This window comes from Streptomyces poonensis (genome assembly GCF_014650915.1).
In the GTDB taxonomy this organism is placed as follows: domain Bacteria; phylum Actinomycetota; class Actinomycetes; order Streptomycetales; family Streptomycetaceae; genus Streptomyces; species Streptomyces poonensis.
Genome location: NZ_BMVW01000024.1, coordinates 1 through 20593 on the forward strand (window position 1 = coordinate 1; position 20593 = coordinate 20593).

A 20593-nucleotide genomic window follows, 5' to 3' on the forward strand; every position below is an offset into this window, starting at 1 on the left:
CAACACCTGCCGCCCTGAACGGCGCCGCCCTCCGATACGCGCAAGACTTCTGGATACGCGCTTAGCTGGCCAGACGGTGCCGTATGCGCGGATGCGGTCGGCGCTGCGCACGCTCGGTCAGGAGCACGCGCGCCACTACAGGTGGGAGCGGTACGCGTACTACATTGACCTGGCTGGCGACTTCTTCGACGGCGGCCACCCCCAACGTGACTGCCCTCCTGGCTCACCAACGAACCCCAGAACCTCCTGGACGGTAGGTCCGGCACGCCGACGACCGGCGCGCGGAGCGTGCAGGAGGGCCATCGGCGCACCGTCTCGCGTCCTGCCCACCAGCGCCCGACGTCAACCCGCCGGGGTCGGACAACACCGCCCGAAGCAGCCCGCCTGACCCGGCCCGCGCGGTCGGCCCTGCCCGCGGCCGGGCAACGTCCGTCGTCCGAGCCGGTCCGGCCCTACTCCCGAGCCGAACGGCGACTCGACGCCCGAAGAGGTCTGCGAGGCCGTGGGGAAGGCCATGCGCGGATGGGACGCCGACGCCGAGGTCACCGCCTGGCTCGGCCTGGCCGCCGAACACCGCAGTCACCTCTACGAGAGCCACCACGCCGACCAGGTCACTCCTTCGGGACGAGTTCTCCTGACCAGACGTGCGGACGCGCTCTTCGAACTGGCCGATGTGGTGCTGAACGCGGACCGTCCATTCCGGTCACTGGTGGAGGTGGAGTCGCGCGCTCTGGCAGGCTCCCTTCATGGCGTTCACCCCTCCTCCCGAGGCTTCGGCCTTCACCTTCACGCTGGCCGACGCTCTCGACATACCTGTCCGCGTGCGCTCCGACGGAGACCTGGCGAAGTGGGACCGACGCCAGGTGCCGAAGGCCGCGCAGCCATGGCCGGTGACCGACGCGCTCCCGGCAGACGGTGAATACCTGGCCACCACCACTTGGCGGTAACTCGTGACGGCGGCGACCAGCGCGGGCCGCGACCTGGCACCCTGGCTTCGGAAAATCGCCCGCGTTGCCCCACTGCAGGCGTATCTCACACTCAAGGATTTCAAGGCGCCCGCTGGAGCGGCGGAGCGGCGGCTGTTCGTGAACGCCGTCTACCGCCACGGCACAGAACGCAGCGCCCATGCCGCCTTCGGATACCACCTGGGCATGACGATGGCCCAGTGGCTGACGGTCGGTATGGCGGGGCTGCCGGCCACCGTGCACCTGGAGGCTTGCGGCATACCCGAGCTGGTGGATCCGACGAAGAAGCTCCCAGATCTCTACGGCAATCACGCGGTCGAGGCGCTGCCGTGGCTGATCGAAGCCAAGGCGCGCAAGTCACTGGGAGTCGGCGACATGCGCGACGGACAGTGGCAGCTGGACCAGGCGACGGCGGAGATCGCCGTCGCGCACCGGCAGGTGCTCTGCGGAACGGTACTGCCGGAGCCCGGCCGCTGGGAGGACGACCACCTCGTCATGATGGTGCACACCACTCTCGTGGGCCCGTCCCCGGTCGGCGGCGTCCACTCCCTACCAGACCCCCCGAGTGACGGAGGCGAACCCTCACTGGACGAGACCCCGGACGCTCTGCTCAGTGTCGCGCGGGACCAACTTCTCGTCTTCAGAGCCTTGGCGTTCGGGGCAGTCCAGGACCTGCGGGTCGTCCCGCTTGCGGAAACGGGGCCGGGACCTGGCGGACCATCCAGGCGGAAGAGCGCCATAGGGCCGCTTGAACTAGATGCCGGGACCCGCGATCTACGCCGGCGTGTGCTGGCCGAAGGGGTGCCTTACGAGCGGCTTCGGCAGGAACAGCACTCGACCGTGCAGGAGTTCGTGGTCGGGCATATCCCCGGTATTGGCCTCCACCTTGGCCTGTCGCGTGGCTTGTACGCGGCCTGCGCCCATCTGCACCAGATGCAGACGGAGATCCCAGCGGAGGAGCCCCTGTTCCCTGCGGCTCCGTTCCTCGTGCGGCGCGGGGCGGACGAGGAACGTGAGGAGATGAGCCGCAAAGCGCGGCGCACCTTCTACGAGCGCGAGGACGAGCGACTGGTGACGGTCAGGCGGGAGATGGCCAACGCGTACAGGACCCAAGAGGTGCCGGCCGGACTCCTGCGCGGTGCTCCCCTCGTGGTGGAAGGGCCCGAAGCCAGAGGCGGGGTGCTGGAGGCGAGGACGGCCGAGACATACATGGCCGTCGAACCCACCGATCCGATCATGCCCGGTCACCGCTGACTCTCCTCCCGAACTCGGTCAGCAGAGGCAGCGTTTGTGCGGGAGGTAACTCCTCGGTGAGGTCTGAGCGGCCGCCCGCTTCCCGAGGAGCGCTGGTAGGGAGTAGGGATCTCGACGGCAACGTGGGCCCAGGCTACGGTTACGCCCTGTACTTCTTCTCCTCGTCCGGCAGCGATTTGCCGACACTGATTAAGGAGCCCCGGCGCCCAGGGGGCCGCAGCCTGTATGGGCGAGCGCGCTGTGAGATGTCGGTGATACGGCGAAGCCCCGTCGGGGATCCATACCCGACGGGGCTTCTGCAGAGAGCGCACAAGGGAGTGGGGCGTCCCCGATGGGCACAACTGTCGACTTCACCTCTCTCGAGCGTTCGGAGCCCTTGATACGACGAAGCCGTTCGGGAAGCACCCCATCGGGGCTTCTGCGCGAATCGTGCTACGACGTGTCGCGGTCGGCGTGGGTACCGTTGTATTCAGGCACCCCGCTCTCGAGCACGCGGAGCAGGGACGCGGTGACGACACGTGTCGTACGGCCGATGCGCAGCACGCGGCAGGGGAACTCTCCGCGACGAATAAGGTCGTAGCCCTTCGCTCGTGAGAATCCCAGTGCCCTTGATGCATCTTCCACGCTCCCTGTTCCGTCCCAGGTAGCCCGAATGCGGATAGGGCTGTAGCGGGGGCCTGACGGCGCTTTGCTTTCTTGATGCATTCTCGAAGTGTTTCTCCTTGCTCAGGCGGTATCGCTATTTTTAGAGTCGGTGGCTGGGGCCCCGTACTGCGGAGTCAGCTGGCAAAAACGGCACAGCGGCAAGGGCCGGTAGCGGTTACACCGATACCAGCTGAGAGAGCGCGCCGATCGGTGATGGGGTCGTTGCGTGCTGCAGAGAGCTGAAGGGGGACCAGGGATCTTGGCTCTCGGAGTCGATCTGGTGTCATCTTCACGATTCCTTCCGACATGCGAGCAGGTGTTGGCGGTGGGCCATTAATGATCCGCGGGATTGCCGGTTTGGCTAACCGGCAATCCCGCGCTATGTTGCGCCGCTTTGCAGGTTGCTGCGGAGTCACAGGGCCGCTCGTGTCAAACGCCCTTCAGGGCTCCTTCCCGGTCAGTAGGATCACCGGCAGAGCGGGGCGGAGGCGCGCGGGGGTGGGGAGCAGCGGTATGGCAGCGGGGGGTCGGCGGGGGTCGGCGGAGCGGGTTCGGGAGCGCCGTAGGGCCGCGGTGCGCAAGCGCGTTCACGACAAGGCACTGGTCGAGGTGCGGGGCTGTCTGCGGGACTGGGATGACGGCCGGGACGCGGCACGCGAGGCCAAGGCGGTGGCCGAGACGATCATCGCGCCCGAGTACGAGGGCCGGGTGCTCATCGAGTTGTTGCAGAACGCGCACGACGCGCACCTGGCCGGCGCCGCCGACGGACGTATCGAGATCCGGCTGGACGAGGACGAGGGTGAGCACGGCACCCTCTATGTGGCCAATGGCGGCAAGCCGTTCGGCGGCAAGAACTTCAAGGACCTGTGCAGCATCGCCCTGTCCAGCAAGCGTGCCGACGCCGGGATCGGCCACAAGGGCGTGGGCTTCAAGAGCGTGCTGCACCTGTGCGACGCGCCCGAGATCTACAGCGTGGCCAGGGAGGAATCCCGGGTCCCCGACGGGTTCACCTTCCGGTTCGCCCGGCTCGATGACTACGACGCGCTCGCCCGGGAGGTGGCACCCGAACGCGCCGGTTTCGACGACTACTTGAAGGAGAACCAGCTCACGTTGAAGGTGCCGGTCTTCCTGGAGGAGGCACCGAAGAGCGTCCACAGCTTCGTGCGCCGGGGCTTCGTCACCGTCGTCCGTCTGCCGCTGAAGTCGGCCGACGCGCGCTCGGCCGCCGGGGCGCAGGTGCGGGAACTCATGGACGACAGCACCCCGTTCGAGCTGTTTCTTGACCGCCTGGAACGTGTCCGGCTGGAGCGGCGGGTCGCAGGGAAAACCCGGGGCAAGACGTATGACCGCCAGGTGGAGGTGCTGCACCAGACCCGCGGCCTGAAGGTGCAGCTGGTCACCTTGCGCCGGCGGATGCGACTGATCGTCGTCTGCGGGAAGGTCGACCCGGACCGCGCCCGGGAGGCGCTCACCGCGTCGATCGAGAAGAGCGGGATGCGACGCGACTGGATGGCCTGGGAGAAGAAGGCCGAGGTTCGCGTCGCCGTACCGGTCGCCGATCCCCTGCGGGAGGGGCGGCTGTACACCTTCCTGCCGATGGGCGAGCAGATCCCGGCGCCCCTGCGCGGCTTCGTACACGCCCCGTTCTTCGCCGAAATGAACCGGCGCTCATTCAACGAGGCCGTGCCGTGGAATGGCCTGCTGCTCGACACCGTGGCCGAGACGTGTGCCCGCGCGGTGCTCGCCACGGCCGAGGGACGGGCCCCCGTTCCCGCCGGAGCGCTGGTCGACCTGATGTGCTGGCGGTCGCCCACGGCACTGACCCGGCTCACTTCCGCCTTCCTGCGGCTGGGCCACGGCATCGCCCAGGTCCCGTTCATCCCTGTGATCGCCACGGCGTCCGGCACGCGCACCTCCCTGCACCGGGCAGTGCTGTGGGAAGGCAAGGAGCACGCCACGGCCTTCACCCCGCACGCGGTCGCCGCCAGTGGGGTCACCGATCTCCTCGACCCGCAGCTGCATTCCGTACGGCTGCGACGGCTGGTGTCTCTCGCGAGGAGTGTGGGCACGCGCCTCGAACCGCCGCCGGAGCGCCTCGCCTCCTGGGCGGAGCGGCTCGCCGAGGCCGCCGCCAGTGGCCCCTTCGACCCTGGATGGTGGGCGGACTTCTACTACGACCTCTCGCAGGAGTTCCCCGACGGCTCGGACCTGACCGGCAAGCGGATCGTTCTCACATCCGGGTCGGCGTCGCCGGCACCGGCTGGCGGGGAAGGCGTCTTCTTCGACCGCGAGTCCCCGCGGGGCGGCTCCCTTCCGGCCCTGCCCGACGGGCTGTCCGGCCGTCTGCACTTCGTGCACGAGGGCATCGCCTGGACCGGCAAGGGCCGCAAGCGCAGAGCGCAGGGCCGCACCTGGCTCAGGACCGCCGGCCTCGTCCATGAGTACGGAGCCGACCGGGTGCTCGAGGTCGTGGCCGCGGCACTGAGGGCGGACGGAGAGGGCGGAGTCGAGGACGGCGTGCGCCTGGCCTGCCTTCGCTACGCCTGCGCGGTCTCCCACGCGCTGGAGACCGAGGGGCGCGGGGCTCCGCAGCTGAAGGATCTCCGCGTACCGACCCGGGGCGGCTGGCAGGAGGCGAGCCGTGCCATGTTCGGGCCGGGATGGCCCGGTGAGCACTCTTCCATCGATGACACTCTGACCCGGTTCCTGGAGCGCGTCCGGGGACTGTCGTCCGTACTCACCCAGACGGAGCAGCGTCTCCTCCCGCGCCCCGAGGAGCTGTGCGGGGACACGCTCCCCGTCGAGGCCATGGGGCGCTTCCTTGAACGGCACGGCGTCGCTCACGGCCTGCGTCCCCGGCACGAGGTCTTCCGCACCGAAGTGCGAGGCCAGGATCTCAACTGGCCCGCTCGTTTCTGGGTTCCGAACCGGCGGGATCTGCTGCCGCAGTGGCGGACGACCGCCGAGCGCTGGCCGAACCGGCGGCGGGTCGGTTACCTCAAGGTGGCCTACCACTCACGCGCCCGTTCCACGGACGTGCTGCCCGGACAGGACGACTACGCCGCCTTCGGTGAGGAGGGCCGCAGGCTTTACGCGGAACTCATTGTGCACGGCCTCGCTTTCTCGTGGCCGGACTCCGCGCTGGAGATGCATTTCGTACGCCACACCGACTCCGCGGGTACCCCCTGGCCCACTCCGCTGGCCGCCTTCCTCGCTCACGCGCCGTGGATCCCGCAGACCACCGCCCCGGGCGCCCCCGCTGAGGGGATCGTGTTCGCCACGGCGGGCCGGACCTGGTGGTGGCAGGGCGCTCAGTCCCCGCCGCCGTTCCTCGGCGTGGTGCCCGCGACCTTGCGCAGCAGGCGGTCCGCCAAGCTCGTGGCACGCCTCGGCCTGATCGGCATCCGCGCCTGGGACGACCCCGGCACCGCGCTTGACCGGCTCGGCCATCTGCCCAACCTGGTGCAGGCCGTCCCGCACCTGCGTGAAGGCAGGCACGCGCACGAGATCGGGCAGGAATATGAGAAGGCATGGGCCCAGCTGCTGCCCGCGGATGGCGGCACACGTACCGCCGACGGCGGGCCCGCCACGCCACAGCACCGGCTGCTGGTCCACCGGGCCGGTGCCCTCGAACCGCTGGACCTGACGGAGACGGACGAGACGGTCTTCGTCCCGGACCCGGACGGCGCCCAGAACCGGGCCCTCCTGGACCGCGTCCCGGTACCTGTGATCCCGATCAGGGACAGGGCGCTGGGCGCCCGGGTCCACGCCTTCCTCGACCATGGGGCGACGTTCGACGTCCAATGGTGCAGCGACGCCGCACACGACATCCAGGTCGACGGGCTGCCCGTCCGTGAGGCGATGCGCCTGCCGTTGACCCAGTACGCGGGCCCCTGGCTGCTCACTCTGGTTGCGGCCCTGGTGGAGTTCGACGAGGAGCGCGCGTCCCGGACGGAGCCTGTGACCGTGGTCGAGTCGACCGGGCTGCTGCGCCGCTGCGAGGTGACCGTAGCCGACGAGGCCGTCGTCTGGATCGCCGGACACCGTCTCACCGAGAACGGCACGGACCGCGCCCTGCTTCACCCGCACCCCGACCGGCCCTGTGTCGTCGTCGTGCACAGCGGGCCGCGCACCGGCTGGCGGGTGCTCCGTACCGCCGCCCCCGCCCTGGCCGCTCTCATCCGTGCGCCCTACCTCGCGGACATCCTGTGGAAGGCCCTGACCCGGCTGGAGGAGCGGGGCCTGAAGACGGACGACGTGTCCGAGGAGGATCTCGCGGACGTCCTGGAGCTACGGCAGCACCAGCTGCGCGCCGTCCTCGCCGAGCGGGCCTCGCAGCGCTCCGGCAGCGCGCGGCTCGTGCCGCTCCTCGCCTGCCTCGACCTCGACCTCGCGGAGGAACTCCAACAGCGCATCGAGGAATTCCCCGACCGTGCAGCCCTCCTGGCCTGGCTCACCGCCCGCACCGGCGCACCCGACGCGGAACGCCTCATGCGGCTCCTCGACGACGATCCGGAACGGCAGCTGAGGGCCCTGTCCGTAACCCTGGCCGCGGCCAACCGCGCCTGGCGCGCACTGAGTCTGCCGCAGATCGACAACACCGACCGGCACGAACGGCAGTTCGCGACCTGGCTGCAGCGAAACCGTCCCGCACTCGCCGAGCGGATCAGGGACGCCCACGCCGACGTCCACCGCTCCGGCCGGTCCCTGGCCGCCTACGTGCGCCTGCGGGGCCTGCCCACACTCGCGCCGGACCCGACCTGGCACACGACACTCTGGGACCTCACCGACCAGCTCCTCCAAGCTCACGCGGACGCCTGGCTGACCCGATCGCTCCCCGCGCAACCGCCGACGTCCCGCGCGTTGCCGCCGCTCACCGAGGTCCGCGAAGCATCCACCACCGCCGTCCACCAGCACCTGCCGCGTCTACGGCAGCTGATCCAGGAATGGCAGCGTCTGCACCCGACGAGCCACACCGCGGTGCCGCCGCCCTCGCAGGAGGTGCTGCGAGCGCTGGACGACGAAGGGCTGCTGGACTTCGAGGTCCTATCCACGAAGGCGTTGATCACCTGGCTCAGCCACCACGGCCACTGGCCGACGGACATGCCCCTGTCGGACCGGCGCGCCCAACTCGGGCTGTCCCCGACGCGCTCGTCGGCGCCTGCCGGGAACAGCGGCATGGCCGCGGGCACAGGCCAGTCCGGAGCACCCGTGCCCGGCCCCCAAGTGGCCCTGAACGGCAGGCTCGTCCCGGCGGGCCAAGACGACCTGGCCGCACTGGCCCGTGAGGTGGCCGCGGACCTGACACCGGAACAACGCGCCACTTCGGCCACGGCCGTGACCACGCTCGCTCCCCGCATTCCCCGGCCGCGCACCCCGTCACAGCCCGGAACGGGATCGCAGGGCGGTTCCTACCAGGCCACGGGCAACGACCAGGACCGCACCGTGCCGGTGGGTGTAGCGGGGGAGGCGGCGGTGGCCGCCTGGCTGCACAAGCAGTTCGGCGTCGAACCACAGGACTCATGGAAGTCCAGCCTGCGCGTGCACGGACTCGCCGGAGCACAGCCGGGGGACGACCGGCTCGGCTACGACTTCCTCATCCACGACGGCGACGCGGCCTACCTCTACGAGGTCAAGGCGTCCACGGGCGACAGCGGAGAGATCATCCTGGGCGAGTCGGAGGTACGACGCGCTTCCCGGCTGGCCCCGGGCGAGACGTACTTCATCGTGTACGTCTCCCATGTCTTCGACCGCGATCGCCGCGCCATCACTGTCCTGCCCAACCCATTCGGCGCTCCGGACCTCGCAGGCTACGAACTGGTTAGCACCCAGCTGAGGCTCCGCTTCAACATTGGCTGAATCAATAAGTTCGGGCCCGGCTGGCTGTGAGACGTCGGCCTTGTTGACGAGCTTGGCAAGCATGGGTTGGACACTGAATGGGCACGGCCGATCCGAGCCGGTGGCTCTGCACGGTCACGCGGCGCTGCGCGTGGAGGCGGAAGCGGAGCCCGTGTAGGAGGCCAACCGCCTGGCGGTCGTAAAGCCGCCGAAGGTGGAGTATGTGCAGAGCTGGACGCCGGTGATGACGAGCAAGCTGGAGGGGCCGAAGTGAGCGAGATCAGGCGCGACGAGTGGGTTGGGATGACCAAGTCCGCCAGGAGGTACGAGCCGTTTTGGGAGAGCGTCCGGGTGGCGGAGGCGCAGGGTCGTCCGGTGATGCACGTCGTTAAGGTTGGCAAGTTCATCATGCAGGCGTCCACGGACATCGAGCTCGCCAAGCTGTTCGCGGAGCACCAGATCTTCGACCAGGACGAGGTCGGCGAGTTCGACTGGGTGCCGGACGAGTTCGAGGTGCTGCATCTTCGGTTCAAGAACACGCGGACCGGGGAGTGGGAGTCCACCATCCAGTCCATCTCGACGGTGCCGGCGCTGCCGGAGGTGCCGAAGTGAGTGAGCCGCAGGGTCCCGGCCCTTCGTGGTCTGCTTGCTGGCCATCAGGCGACTCTCTCATCGGAGGAAAGCCCGCCGTCGATGACGCCGAGGATGCGGTCATAGGTATCCAAACCCCGTTGCTCGCACTGCACTTGGTTGGCATGGGCCAGCCGCATGCGAGCCTATTCGCGGCTGGCTGTCGCGGCCGCCGCATGGGTGGGATCGGTGCAAGAAGCCATCCCACACCTCAAAACGGTGTAGCGCAGGCACGCGCGTCGGGGGCGCATTCCGCCCGAGCCACCGTCTGATCTCACTGCTGTAGAGTCCGCCGACGTATCACTGCGCGCGAGGGAGTTGGGGGCCTCTAGTGATCGGATTGCAGATCCCGGAGATCTACTGGGACGACGAGAACGCCGTGAGTCTGCTGGTCGAGTACTTCACCCGACGACGGTCAAGCGGTGACCTGTTCTATTCCGGCGCGCACTTCGAGCGCCTGGGCGGGGGCGGCGACGCCGAGCATGTCGCAGACCGCTTCGACAGCAACGACCTGTTAGCCATCACCATGCTCAACGTCTCCCTGGAGCCGCATGGGGCGATCAACTTGCTGACCGACCCCGACGGGCACTGGGCGCGCCTGCTGTCGCTAATCCCTCGTGACGCGCGCCTGGAGAATCCTGGAAGCGATGCGCTCATGGAGGAGGGTGGACCCGCGTGGGAGTTGTGGGAACGCCTAGCTGGCACCAAGCACTACCCAGGGAAACCCGACGGCAGCGGCCCGGTTGTGGCAGGTAAATTGCTGGCCCGCAAGCGGCCGCACCTCATCCCCATCTACGACATCCGCATCAAGCAGCTATTCGAGCGACCGAAGGTGGACCACTCCTTCTGGGCCGCGCTGTCTGCGGCCCTGCGGGTGGACAACGGTGCCTTCCATGATCAGTTGATCCACCTCCGCGGCAAGGCGGGTATCGGTGAGGACATCGGCGTCCTGCGCGTGTTCGACGTCATCGCCTGGATGCTCCAAGGTCGGCAGGGCCAGGTTGCGACGAGCTGAGCCCTGAGGTGGAGTGGTGGGAAGACACATGCGGAGGCCGATGGGGCACCGAGGGCGGGCGGGGCTAAGAACTCCTAACGGAATGAACCGGTGACCCGCTTGGCGCGCCTGAGTGAGTAGATCATTACTCTGCATGGGTGCTGTCTTATGACGAGTTGACCCCGCCGGAGCGCGAGCTGTGGGATGCCTTCCCTGAGGGGCGTCGCGTTGACCTGCGCACAGGAGTACCCGACGCGGACGCTCCCTCTGCGGGTGACCGGTGGGGCCCCGACCGCACTGTCCGCGCGGCCGTCGTGGCGACGCTGTTGCTCGGCGCGAACGACGACCGGTCTGGCACCGTAGCCGCCTTGCGACTCACCGGGGCGCGTATCACCGGTCGTCTCGACCTGTCCGGGGCGGAGATCTGTTACACGTTCTCGCTGCAGGGCTGTCGGCTGGACGAGGCGGTGCAACTGCACGGTGCGACGACTCGGACGATCGAGATAACGGACAGCTGGGTGCCGGGGATCAACGCCGAGCTCGCCCGAATCGAGGGTGACCTGGACCTGAGGCGGTCGACCCTCGAAGGCGGCTCCCTCATACTCGTCAACGCTCGCATGGCCGGGAATCTGCTGATCTCGGATGCCAGGATCTCGGGCCCGGAAGAGTGGGCAGTGCGCGCGGGCGGCCTCGTCCTGGATGGCGGCGTCTTCGGCCAGCGGCTCACCACGCAAGGCGGACTGCGGCTGCCCGGCGCACAGCTGCTCAGCGGCCTGTTCCTGCAAGGCGCACGGCTGGGGAACACCGCGGGCGTCGCACTTGCCGCAGGAGGTATGGCCGCTTCGACGGTGGACTGCTCCCAGGGGTTCGCCGCGCAAGGAGGCGTACTGCTGCGAAGGGCCCGAATAGAAGGTCTGCTGACCTTCGAAGGAGCCCATCTGAACGGGGATGGCGTAGCCCTGGACTGCGTATCCATGCACGTGGGCGACTTCGACTACAGAACCGCAGCACCGCTCTCAGGACTGGTGGATCTCCGGTCCGCCCAGGCCACCTGGTGTCAGGACAGCGAGCAGAGCTGGCCGAGGAAGGTGCTCCTGGAAGGGTTCACCTACGGGTCCATCCGATTCGGGGACGCCCCGTCCGCGGCAGGCGACGGCGGACCGCCTGCGAGGGACGAGGTGGCCCGTCGCCTGGCCTGGGTCCGCCGGAATCCTGGCTATGTCCCGCAGCCGTACGAGCAACTCGCGGGCTGGTACCGGCAAATTGGCCATGACGATGACGCCCGCCGCGTGCTCCTGGCCAAGCAGCGCCACCGGCGTCTCACCCTGTCCCCGCCGGCCCGGGCGTGGGGGCACCTGCTGGACGTGACCGTGGGCTATGGCTATCGGCCCTGGCTGGCTGGCGTCTGGCTCCTCGCGCTGACCCTACTGGGCACGCTGGCCTTTAGCACTCACTCTCCCAGCCCGGTCAAACGAGACGAAGGCAGCCCGTTCCAGCCCCTCGTCTACACGCTCGACCTTTTGATCCCCCTCGGTGGTCTGGGTCAGCGCACGGGGTGGTATTGGCCAAACAGTAGCCTCCAGTGGCTGGCCTACCTGCTGATCGCCTTCGGCTGGATGCTGACGACCGCCATCATCGCCGGTATCACCCGCACCCTGCAGAAAAACTAGTGAACAATAGTTGAGTTCAGCCGTCGCCAGCAGATCAGTGCGCATCCGAGGGTGAGGAAGGCTTCGTGGATGTCGTCGCGGATCTCCCAGCGGATCCGTAGGCGGCGGAACCAGTGCAGATGGGCGAACGCGCGCTCCACGACCCAGCGTTGGGTGCCGAGTCCGGAGCCGTGCTCGGTGCCCCGGCGGGCGATCAGTGGCTTCACGCCGAGATCCCAGACCAGGCGGCGGTACTTGTCGTGGTCATAGCCGCGGTCGGCCAGCACCACGTCCGGACGGCGCCGGGGCCGGCCGCGCTTACCCCGCACGGGCGGCACGGCCTGGAGGAGCGGTATCAGCTGGGTGACATCGTTGCGGTTGCCGCCGGTCAAGGTGACGGCGAGCGGGATGCCGGTGGCGTCGGTGATCAGGTGGTGCTTGCTGCCCGTCCTGCCCCGGTCGACGGGGCTTCGTCCTGTCTTGGAGCCCCCTTTAACGCCCGGATGTGGGAGCCGTCGACCGTCGCACGGGAGAAGTCCAGGACGTTCGCGCTGCGGAGCTCGGCAAGAAGGAGCTCGTGCAGCCGAGGCCACACCCCGGCCTTGGTCCACTCGGCCAGACGGCGCCAGCAGGTCATGCCCGAGCCGAAGCCGAGTTCCTGCGGTAACTGCTCCCAGGCGATCCCGGTGTGCAGCACGAACAGGATGCCTTGGAACACCAGCCGGTCAGGATGCCGCTTACGCCCGGGGTGCCGGGCCCGACGCTCGACCTTCGGCAGCAGTGGCTCGACCACCGCCCACAGCTCGTCGTCGACTTCCCATGGCTTCGGCCGTGCCACCCCGCACCCCCGGATAATCCGTCCCGGAGTGATCCAACCATCTTGAAGATCATTCCGTTAGGAGTTCTAAGCGCAGACATATTGAGCCCTAGCGGGCAGATGTCCCGGAAGAGACCAGGCAGCCCCGTGAGCTGCTCTGATGGGTGGTTACGCGCTCCTGACCTGGTGAATGAACTTTCGGCTGTTTCACGCTCATGCCCGTTGATGCAGCCGGAACTCCTAGAAAAGTCCCTGAGTACTCCCACTGCCCGGAGCCACTCTTTCGGTTCTATGCAGAGTCAAAGGTCATCGGCTGGCTGCTGACGGGCATCGAGCCCGAGGCGAACGTGCCCCTTCTGCCGGCACCGGGCCCCTGGCGCAGCGTCGTGAGGCAGTGCACGTACCGGGACCCGCTCCAGCGTCCGCAGACCATCGCCGAGTCCCTCTACCTCGTCGAGCGGGAGACCTCGCCTCACATCGACTTGCCGATCGCACGTGCCCAGCAACTCATGACGGCCGCCCAAGAGGGGGACACCAACGCCGCCGGCCGGCTGCTCGCGCTGGCTGCCGACCACAGCGACGACTACGAGCTCTACCTGGACGTCCTGCCGAACCTGGAGATGAAGGCCGCCGCTCCGCTCCTCCTCGCCAACCCCGAGCAGGCCCTCACACTCGTGCACGCGATGACCGGGCACGTCCAGGGCGACGGCAACGGCCAGCCTCACTGGAACGAGTCCAAGAGGGCCATCGCGTGGCTTCGCGGCGTCGCCGTCCGCGCCGCCCGGGAAAAGCAGTGGGAACTGCTAGAGGAAGCGGCCCGCGGTATGTGCACCTGGGACGCGGCGTCCAACGAGTGGGACCAGCACGACGCCATCCGGGACTGGCTGCGCCAACTGCGCGGGCAGGCCGCTCAGATCCTCGCCCCCGTCCTGCGTGAGTACCCAGACAGCGCGGGGCACTTCGCCGATCTGACGCGAGAGCGCACAGTGGACATGGCCATCCGCGGCGCCATCAACTCCGCAACAAGTGGCTGACCTCACCCCGCCCGGCGAGCAGTTCCGCGTCTGTTCATCACCTCGGTCGACCGTACGCTCCGTAACGGTTGGACAGGTGTGGACTGTGCGCATCACCAGCAGAGCCTGCACAGCAAGGAGTTCACGAGCAACGCCGGGCAGTACGAGCACAGCCATACCCATGCAGCAAGGAACAGCCGTGATCGGCCTCTCGCAGCCCCGTCCTGGCGTAGGAAGCCACCAGCTACGGACAGCCAGCCCCGCCGACCGTGTCGTCGACCCCAAACGTCTGGAAAGTGTGTTCATGATCCGCCGGGCGCCCGCGTAGCCGATTGAGGGCCGAGCGGTGAGCTCTTATTGGTGACGGTTCGGCTACTCATCAGCTGATCACAGGCGGGCTGCCTGGTGAGTCGACCGTACGCCGACGGGGTGTCAACAGGGGTGCTAGCCTGCGGCGATGAGCAGCTCAACCACCGGCCTGGTGCCGGTGCACATTGGCCAGCCTGAGCCCGGCTCCGAAGAAGAGCAGGGGCTGCTGTTCCGCAGGGAGCGAGCTCTGAACCGGATGGGCCCGCCAGAGCCGCTGCTTGTCCCCGGCGACGTGCCCTGGGAGCGGCACGGCCTCGTGCCGCGATGGTGGGGCATGGAGAGCAGCGACTGTCCGGCGGCCGTGGAGCCGGGCTTCTTCTCCGGGCAGGGCCATGAGGAGTTCCAGCGCTTCCTCGGCGGTGCACAGCAGCGCGGCGAGGTCGCTCTGGTCTTCGCCGTCGTCGGCCACGCGGACGGCGACCGCCCGCGTAACCCGCTGTCGTCAGTGGACGCCTCCGTACGCCTCGGTGACCAGTCCACCAGCGCCGGTGGTCGGCGACTGCCTAAGGGGATGCGGCCCGAGATCCCGCCGGGCCTGGAGGGTGCTGACCGTGATCTGGCGATCCGGCTGCTGACCCGCCCCGAAGGCGCGCCGTGGTGGAGCCTGAAGTTGTATGGCTCTCAGTCGTACAACGGCGACGGTTCCGGCAGGGTAGACCACCCCGCTGCGGGCGAGCTGCATCCCATCCTCGTCGACTCGCTCGGGGAGCCGGTGGTCGCGGCCTGGACGTCGCCGGAGGGAGACCAGCGGTGGTATCTCATCCCCGATGCCACCCACTGGGAGAGCGTCCTGGGCTGGCTGGTGCACCGGGCGCTGCCGGAGTACGTGCCCGCAGCACTGCGCCGGGCTCGGTCGCCGTTCTTCATCGACCCCGATCTGCAGACCGTCGGTGAGCAGAGCGCTCGCGACGCGCTGGAGGACCTGGAGGCGCGGTACGCGGCCGAGAAGCAGCGTTTGGAGGATGAACTGCGACGGGCCAAGGAGACGGCGGAGCCGGTGCGGTATGGGCTGCTGTACGGCAGCGGCACCGAGCTGGTCCATGCGGTCGCGCGGGTGCTGACCGTGGCGGGAATGCACGCCGTGGACCTGGACGAGGAACTCGGCGGGACGAAGTCAGCCGACCTGCTCGTTGGCGCAGACGGTATGGCATCGCGCCTGGTCGAGGTCAAGGGCGCCTCCGGTCCCGCACAGGAGCATCTAGTCGGGCATCTCCAGCGGCATCTGGAGACCTGGCCGCAGCTGCGGCCCGACGAAACGGTCTCCGACGGCGTACTGATCGTCAACCACCAGCACAAGCTGCATCCGTCGGAGCGGACGGCGGCGGTGTACGCGCGGCCCGAGTTCGTCGCCTCGCTCGACTCACTACCGGTGACGGTCATCAGCACAGTGGAGCTGTTCAACTGGTGGCGGGCCGCAGACTGGACGGCGATCCGCACCGCAGTGCTGGGCGACGCGGCCGCGACCGCACAGTCGGCGACGCCAGTGAACCCGCCGCAACCGCCATCCGCTCAGCGGCGCCGGTGGTGGAGCGGCGGACGGCACCAGTAGGGGCACGTGGGGGCCACTGGCTTAACCTGGTTCAGGCTCCCCATTCGACCCGTACGGGTTCACGGGTCACAGCGAGGGCGCTGTCGAAGTCGGCGAGGCGTTCGGCGAGGGTGGTGGTGGCGATGCGGATGGGGAGTGCCGCCGAGAATTTCAGGCCGCGGACGGCTCGTGGGTCGACGGTGGCAGGGTGAGGCAGTCGGGGAGTTCGACGCGGGCGGTCTTCCAGTCGGTGGGGGCGAGGTCCTGACGGACCGGGAGTGGGTCGGGCCCGCAGTGGAGATCCTCGCCGATGCCGGCTACCAGGGCCTGGGGGCGGCGGGCGCGTGGTGACACCACCGCACCGCAAGTTCAAGAGGAACGCCCCTGACTGGTACGAAGAGATGCGCGACCAACAGCGCAAAAAGCGCACTCCTCGCGACGCATCCGGGTCGAGCACGGCATCGCCCATCCCAAGAACTGGCGGGCTCTGGCCCGCCATCTCGGCCGCGGCGAGCGCATGAGCGACATCGTCCAAGCCGTCGTCGGCCTGCTCTCCCATCAGCGGACCGCAGACCTGATCCCGACACGGCAGACGTGAACAACGAGCCACGTCGAGGTCCTCGACGTCTCACTGCCTACGTGCACGAGCTCGTTAGTTGGCAGCGCATCGAGCCGCGCAGAGCCGTCACAGATCACAACCTGCAGATGATGTCCGGGCGCGGCCGCACCTTCGTCGCCAAGATCACGAGCCTGCCGCGGCTTTGTAGTTTTCGTCGAGCTGCGGACCGAGGAGAACCAGTTCGGTGAGCCGGAGGCAGATGCTGGTGAACTGCCGCACCTCGGCTATGGTCAAGTCGCGGCCGAGGATGTTCTTGTCTCGATAGGAAAGCCACTTGCGTAGTACCTGAAAACCGCCGATCTTAAAGTCCCAAACCGCCTCCGGAACACCGCGCCAGTACACTTTGTCGTTCAGATAGACGTCGACAACTTCGGCACCCAAGAGCTCCAGCTCTTCGTTGGTGAATGCGTGCCGCTCGTTGTCGGTCCTTTCGCGCAGCGTAATACGACCGCGTCCAGGCATAACAATACGGGAGGTAGCGCCGCTCTTCTGCTTTCGTCTCTGCTCTATTGCCCAGCCAACGGAGATGGCAAGGTCACCGGCTTCGGGTGACAGGCGCTCGCCGTCATCACGTGTCACCTGGGCGATCGTCCGCCAGGCACGTGTCGTCAACGTGTTGGTGGCGTCGATGTCCAGTAGGTCAGCAATCTGTTGCCCAAGCTGAGCCGAGGTTGCCAGCTGTTCGTATGTGGACGGTAGCGGCACGCGGGGCCAGTCATTGCGGATCGCATCACCGTTTTCTTCGAGGTACAGCGGCGAATATCCAACAGCAAGGACGTGCTGCCAGAGGAGCTGGGCGCTCAGCTGTGAGGTCTGGGCGTCGGTGATACCAAGGCCGGATAGGTAGTCCAATGCAAACGGGGACAGGTTCGGCCGCCAGCCCGACGCGCTGGGCGACTCCTCGTGGAGGTCGAACAGCGAGAGGTTGTCGCTGGACTCTGTTTCGTCGGTCGCGAGATAGAAGGGCACCACATAGGCGTCCTTGTGCATCACGTGCTGATCGATGAGGCAGCGCGAGAGTAGGAATGCCGCCCCATCGAGTGCGCGTGGAGCCCGGCGTCGCAACAGCAGGAAGTCGCTGCCGATGGTGGCGGCCTTGACCAACTCATCACGGGATTCATTCCATAGTTTTCCCGTGGTGTCGACATATGCCCAACGCACGTCAAAGGGCTTAACGCAGAAGCGGACTGCTTTGGATTGATCATAAGGGGACTCAGCCAGCAACTTCGCCCTAACCCTCTGCGGGTCGTAGCGAGCCCAGGTCTGGGTAAGTCCCGCGACCCGATCATCGAGATCTGTGAACCCTGTGTCTGAGTCAAGAAAATGACACAAGCGGTCCAGCAACTGCTCCCGGTCCGTGGAGATCAGTGCATCTCCTCGATTCTCATTGAGACCGAGGAGCGGATCAGCCAGAGCAAGATCAGGGATAGCAGGCCACTGTTCATAACCCTGCCGCGGTGACCACCGGCGGAGGCGGTACCAGTTCTCCTTGGTCGGCAGCAATGGAGCGTAGTGGGGAGCATTAGTTGACTCACTCAGCGACTCCAGGAGTTCCCTTCGCTTGTCCGCCCCCCAGAAGTCACGATAGCTACCCTCGAAGGCGCTAGCATCATGTGCATCCTGGCGCACCAAGAGTGTGACTGCTGTCCCAACTTGGATGCCAGCGGGATTCAGCTTGGTAGAGAAGATACTCGGGTCCTTTAGCCCATCGGGCGTCTTCTTCCCGGTTTCCCTGCTGTCTCCGTTGAGGTTGTCCACGTAGAGACGGTCGAACTTGGAGACGAGTTCCTGCCGCATGACGACCGCTGAAGGATCGCCGAGCCACGAGAAGTTAGAGATGAAGCATACGATGCCCTTTCCGGTCTGCTCCGCGATACGCCGTTCGGCAACACGAAAGAAGCGAATGTAGAGATCGTCGAGCTTGTTCTTGGTGATGTCCCACTTTTCGGATAGGCCCTGCTTGTATGGCTCGACCAGACCACCCTCCTCTCGTCCGCTGACGCCTGCAAAACCGTTGTAGGGCGGATTTCCGAGGACGACGAGAACGGGTTGGGAACGCTTCACATCTATTGCCGCGTCCCGCTCCTCCTCGAACTCCGGGAAGGGAAGCCTGGGATGCTCGTCAGTCTCCACCCATCCCGTTAGAGCGTTGGTCAGATAGACCTTCGCCCGCTCGTCGGAAGACAGCGGTGCACCGAGTCGATCGAGGGTCAGAGCAATATTGAGGTGGGCGATGACAAACGGCGCTGGCAGCAGCTCGAACCCGTACACCCGACTTAGAGCGGCTGCTTTGGCGTCCTGAGCTACCAGGGCATCGCCATGCCGATCTTCCAGTACCCGGGCGATGGTCTCGATGGTCTCGACGAGGAATGACCCCGTACCCGTACAGGGGTCGAGCACGTGAACGTTCTCATCGGCCAAGCCGAGTTCGAGGCCGAGGTCCTGCTGGAGGGATTGGTGGACGCGCATGACCATGTACCGCACAACTTCGGGCGGGGTGTACCAGACACCGAGCTGACGGCGCAGGTCCGGGTCATAGGCTTCAAGGAAGGGCTCGTAGAAGTACTGAACGGCGTTGCCCGACTCGAAGCTGTTGAAGAAAAGTGTGCGGTCGACGCGAGCGAGGGTGTCCTCAGTCCAGTCGAGCACCTCGTCAAGGCCCACCGGCAAGGTCGCCGGCGTCGCCAACTGCTGAAAGAGCACACGGACCATTGGCACCTTGAGGGTCCACTGCGCAGACTTCCAGCTGAACCGCTGCTGACTGCCAGGCAGCTGCGACTCGCTCCACACAACCCATGCAGCGAAAACCCCATAGAAGAGCGTCTGGACAAGCGCAGAACGAAAGAACCTCTCGCCCTCTTCGCCCTCGAAACGCAAGCCGAGGCCATCTTCCATTGCCTCGCGTAGCGTAGCCAAGGCATTCATATGCCTGGCGTCAGCCGAGTCCAGCCGCTTTCGCCCCTCGCGTGCGTAGGCTGCCAGAAACCAGGCCAAGTCGGCTGGTTGCGACAGGGGTGCATCGCCCAGGAGCGCCCGCCTCAGGTAGTCTTCAAGATCGGTTTCTAGTTCCGGAGCCACCTGCCTGGCTGCGTGAACCAGTGCCCAGAAGCCCTCCTCGTCGTGCGCGAGGGAGAACGCCTCGCCCACGACAGGCTGGCCATCCTCGCCAAGCCCCACCACCAAGAACTCACGGTAGGTCGTGACCAGGACCTTCCCATACCGCGTGAGGTACCTGCGCACCTGCTGGCTACGTGCGATTCGACGTACATCCTTGCCGGGCCCCTTGACCTCCATCACGCCCCGCTCGGGAACCCGTGCGACCATGACTTCGCGTCCAGCCTGCTCGACAGCACGACTGCCGATGAACAGGCCGCCATCCGGGACCCCTGCGCCGCGATTGCGAGTCGTCAAGACACAGACGATCTTCGGTGACAATCGACCACCGATAGCGTTGAGCAACCTCTCCATCTGCCCGTAGTAAGAGGTCTCCTCAACAGCCTCGCCCGTCGCGTGAATCCTGGCCAGACCCTGTAGATAATCCCGAAGCGCACCCACGTCCTGATCTTAATCAGGAACCGACCAACCAGGCGGGGCATCCAGGGGGCGTCACCTTGAGTAACACCACCATTACCCAGTTGCAACCTGGCCGACGATACCGATAGCGGCGTGCCGACACCAGCCACGTCACTGCCATCGCCGACTCAGAGGCAAGCCGAACGCGGCGAAGGGGCCGTCCCGAACGAGGTGAACGGCCCCTCCGGCCGCTGCCGGGGGACTACTCGGTCTCCTCGACGAGCGGAAGCAGCCGGGCCAAAGCCTGACGGCAGTTCGCTGCGGTCCGAGCAGCTGCCTCCTGTGCCCCCATGGGCGCCTGCGCGGGAATCTGCGCAGCCGCGTAAGACTTCAATTCGTTCAGTGCTTCGGTGCGCGCCTGCGGGGGGAGGTCGAGCAAGTCGCGCTCGGCGACTGTGAACTCCCCGTAGCGACGCTGGGTCGCCGCCTGGACCATCCGCCAGGTCTGGTCCTCCGCCGACATGATGTAGCTGAGCACCACGTTCGTCTTCGTCTTCGTGGAGACGGCCGCCATGTCGACGATGCGCGGCGTCTCCTTGTGAGGCTTGCGCGGCTTGCGCGCTTTCTCCCGGCCCACGGCACACTCCTTGCTGCGGTGCGGTCAGCAGGACCGCAGGGGTTCCGTCCCCATGGACAACGACCATGAAGGGCGTCGGGAAACCGCCCGCTGTCCTGCGCCGTTCCCGTTCGCCCACCTGC

13 protein-coding genes are annotated in these 20593 nt (G+C 67.1%); 8 read left to right on the forward strand and 5 right to left on the reverse strand.

What is annotated here, in order from left to right:
- Window positions 1-746: 746 nt before the first annotated feature.
- Together IE242_RS38305 and IE242_RS38310 are read left to right on the forward strand one after the other, a co-directional pair.
- Window positions 747-947, forward strand: a complete 201-nt coding sequence (locus IE242_RS38305; RefSeq protein WP_229859852.1) for a hypothetical protein — start codon at window positions 747-749, stop codon at window positions 945-947.
- Window positions 948-950: 3 nt separating this feature from the next.
- Entirely contained in the window at window positions 951-2219 is a 1269-nt protein-coding gene (locus tag IE242_RS38310; RefSeq protein WP_229859853.1) for a hypothetical protein, read from the forward strand.
- A 432-nt stretch (window positions 2220-2651) separates the two neighbouring features.
- Here the strand turns inward: IE242_RS38310 and IE242_RS34730 are convergent, their stop codons facing one another.
- The gene (locus IE242_RS34730) at window positions 2652-2924 is read right to left on the reverse strand and encodes a helix-turn-helix domain-containing protein (protein ID WP_189866631.1); all 273 of its coding nucleotides are present in this window, start codon (window positions 2922-2924) and stop codon (window positions 2652-2654) included.
- A gap of 513 nt (window positions 2925-3437) precedes the next feature.
- On the opposite strand from IE242_RS34730, the gene IE242_RS34735 reads away from it, so the two are divergent.
- From IE242_RS34735 to IE242_RS34750, 4 genes are all read left to right on the forward strand, one after another.
- Window positions 3438-8723, forward strand: coding sequence for a sacsin N-terminal ATP-binding-like domain-containing protein (locus tag IE242_RS34735; RefSeq protein WP_189866633.1), 5286 nt, complete (start codon window positions 3438-3440; stop codon window positions 8721-8723).
- A gap of 249 nt (window positions 8724-8972) precedes the next feature.
- On the forward strand, window positions 8973-9314 hold the full coding sequence (locus IE242_RS34740) for a hypothetical protein (RefSeq protein WP_145870761.1): 342 nt from the start codon (window positions 8973-8975) through the stop codon (window positions 9312-9314).
- A 349-nt stretch (window positions 9315-9663) separates the two neighbouring features.
- Complete coding sequence (locus IE242_RS34745) at window positions 9664-10347, forward strand: DUF6308 family protein (protein WP_189866635.1); 684 nt, start codon at window positions 9664-9666, stop codon at window positions 10345-10347.
- Window positions 10348-10484: 137 nt separating this feature from the next.
- Window positions 10485-11996 (forward strand): oxidoreductase, encoded by a 1512-nt coding sequence (locus IE242_RS34750; RefSeq protein WP_189866637.1) that lies wholly within the window; start codon window positions 10485-10487, stop codon window positions 11994-11996.
- Here IE242_RS34750 and IE242_RS34755 read toward each other — a convergent pair.
- Window positions 11993-12813 (reverse strand): IS5 family transposase gene (locus IE242_RS34755; protein ID WP_373299667.1). Its coding sequence is split into 2 segments (ribosomal slippage): window positions 11993-12471 and window positions 12471-12813, totalling 822 coding nucleotides; the frame shifts between segments, so codons are not numbered across the junction. The two genes, IE242_RS34750 and IE242_RS34755, sit on opposite strands and share 4 nt — an antisense overlap.
- A gap of 365 nt (window positions 12814-13178) precedes the next feature.
- On the opposite strand from IE242_RS34755, the gene IE242_RS34760 reads away from it, so the two are divergent.
- Window positions 13179-13826 (forward strand): hypothetical protein, encoded by a 648-nt coding sequence (locus tag IE242_RS34760; protein ID WP_189866640.1) that lies wholly within the window; start codon window positions 13179-13181, stop codon window positions 13824-13826.
- 436 nt (window positions 13827-14262) lie between these two features.
- A complete protein-coding gene (locus IE242_RS34765; RefSeq protein ID WP_229859854.1) occupies window positions 14263-15723 on the forward strand; it encodes a hypothetical protein in 1461 nt (486 codons plus the stop codon).
- Window positions 15724-15873: 150 nt separating this feature from the next.
- Here IE242_RS34765 and IE242_RS38315 read toward each other — a convergent pair whose 3' ends face one another.
- The 3 genes from IE242_RS38315 to IE242_RS34780 all read right to left on the reverse strand — a co-directional run bounded on the left by IE242_RS38315 (window position 15874) and on the right by IE242_RS34780 (window position 20471).
- Window positions 15874-16056 carry a hypothetical protein gene (locus IE242_RS38315; RefSeq protein ID WP_229859855.1) on the reverse strand — a complete coding sequence of 61 codons (183 nt, stop codon included), beginning with the start codon at window positions 16054-16056 and terminating at the stop codon, window positions 15874-15876.
- 388 nt (window positions 16057-16444) lie between these two features.
- Complete coding sequence (locus tag IE242_RS34775; protein ID WP_189866642.1) at window positions 16445-19876, reverse strand: type ISP restriction/modification enzyme; 3432 nt, start codon at window positions 19874-19876, stop codon at window positions 16445-16447.
- A gap of 220 nt (window positions 19877-20096) precedes the next feature.
- Window positions 20097-20471 (reverse strand): hypothetical protein, encoded by a 375-nt coding sequence (locus IE242_RS34780; RefSeq protein ID WP_145870772.1) that lies wholly within the window; start codon window positions 20469-20471, stop codon window positions 20097-20099.
- Window positions 20472-20593 lie beyond the last annotated feature (122 nt).

Bases quoted from the DNA above. Each gene is read 5' to 3' on its own strand.
- IE242_RS34765 (WP_229859854.1), top strand. From the start codon at position 14,263: ATGAGCAGCTCAACCACCGGCCTGGTGCCGGTGCACATTGGCCAGCCT.
- IE242_RS34730 (WP_189866631.1), bottom strand. From the start codon at position 2,924: ATGCATCAAGAAAGCAAAGCGCCGTCAGGCCCCCGCTACAGCCCTATC.
- IE242_RS38305 (WP_229859852.1), top strand. From the start codon at position 747: ATGGCGTTCACCCCTCCTCCCGAGGCTTCGGCCTTCACCTTCACGCTG.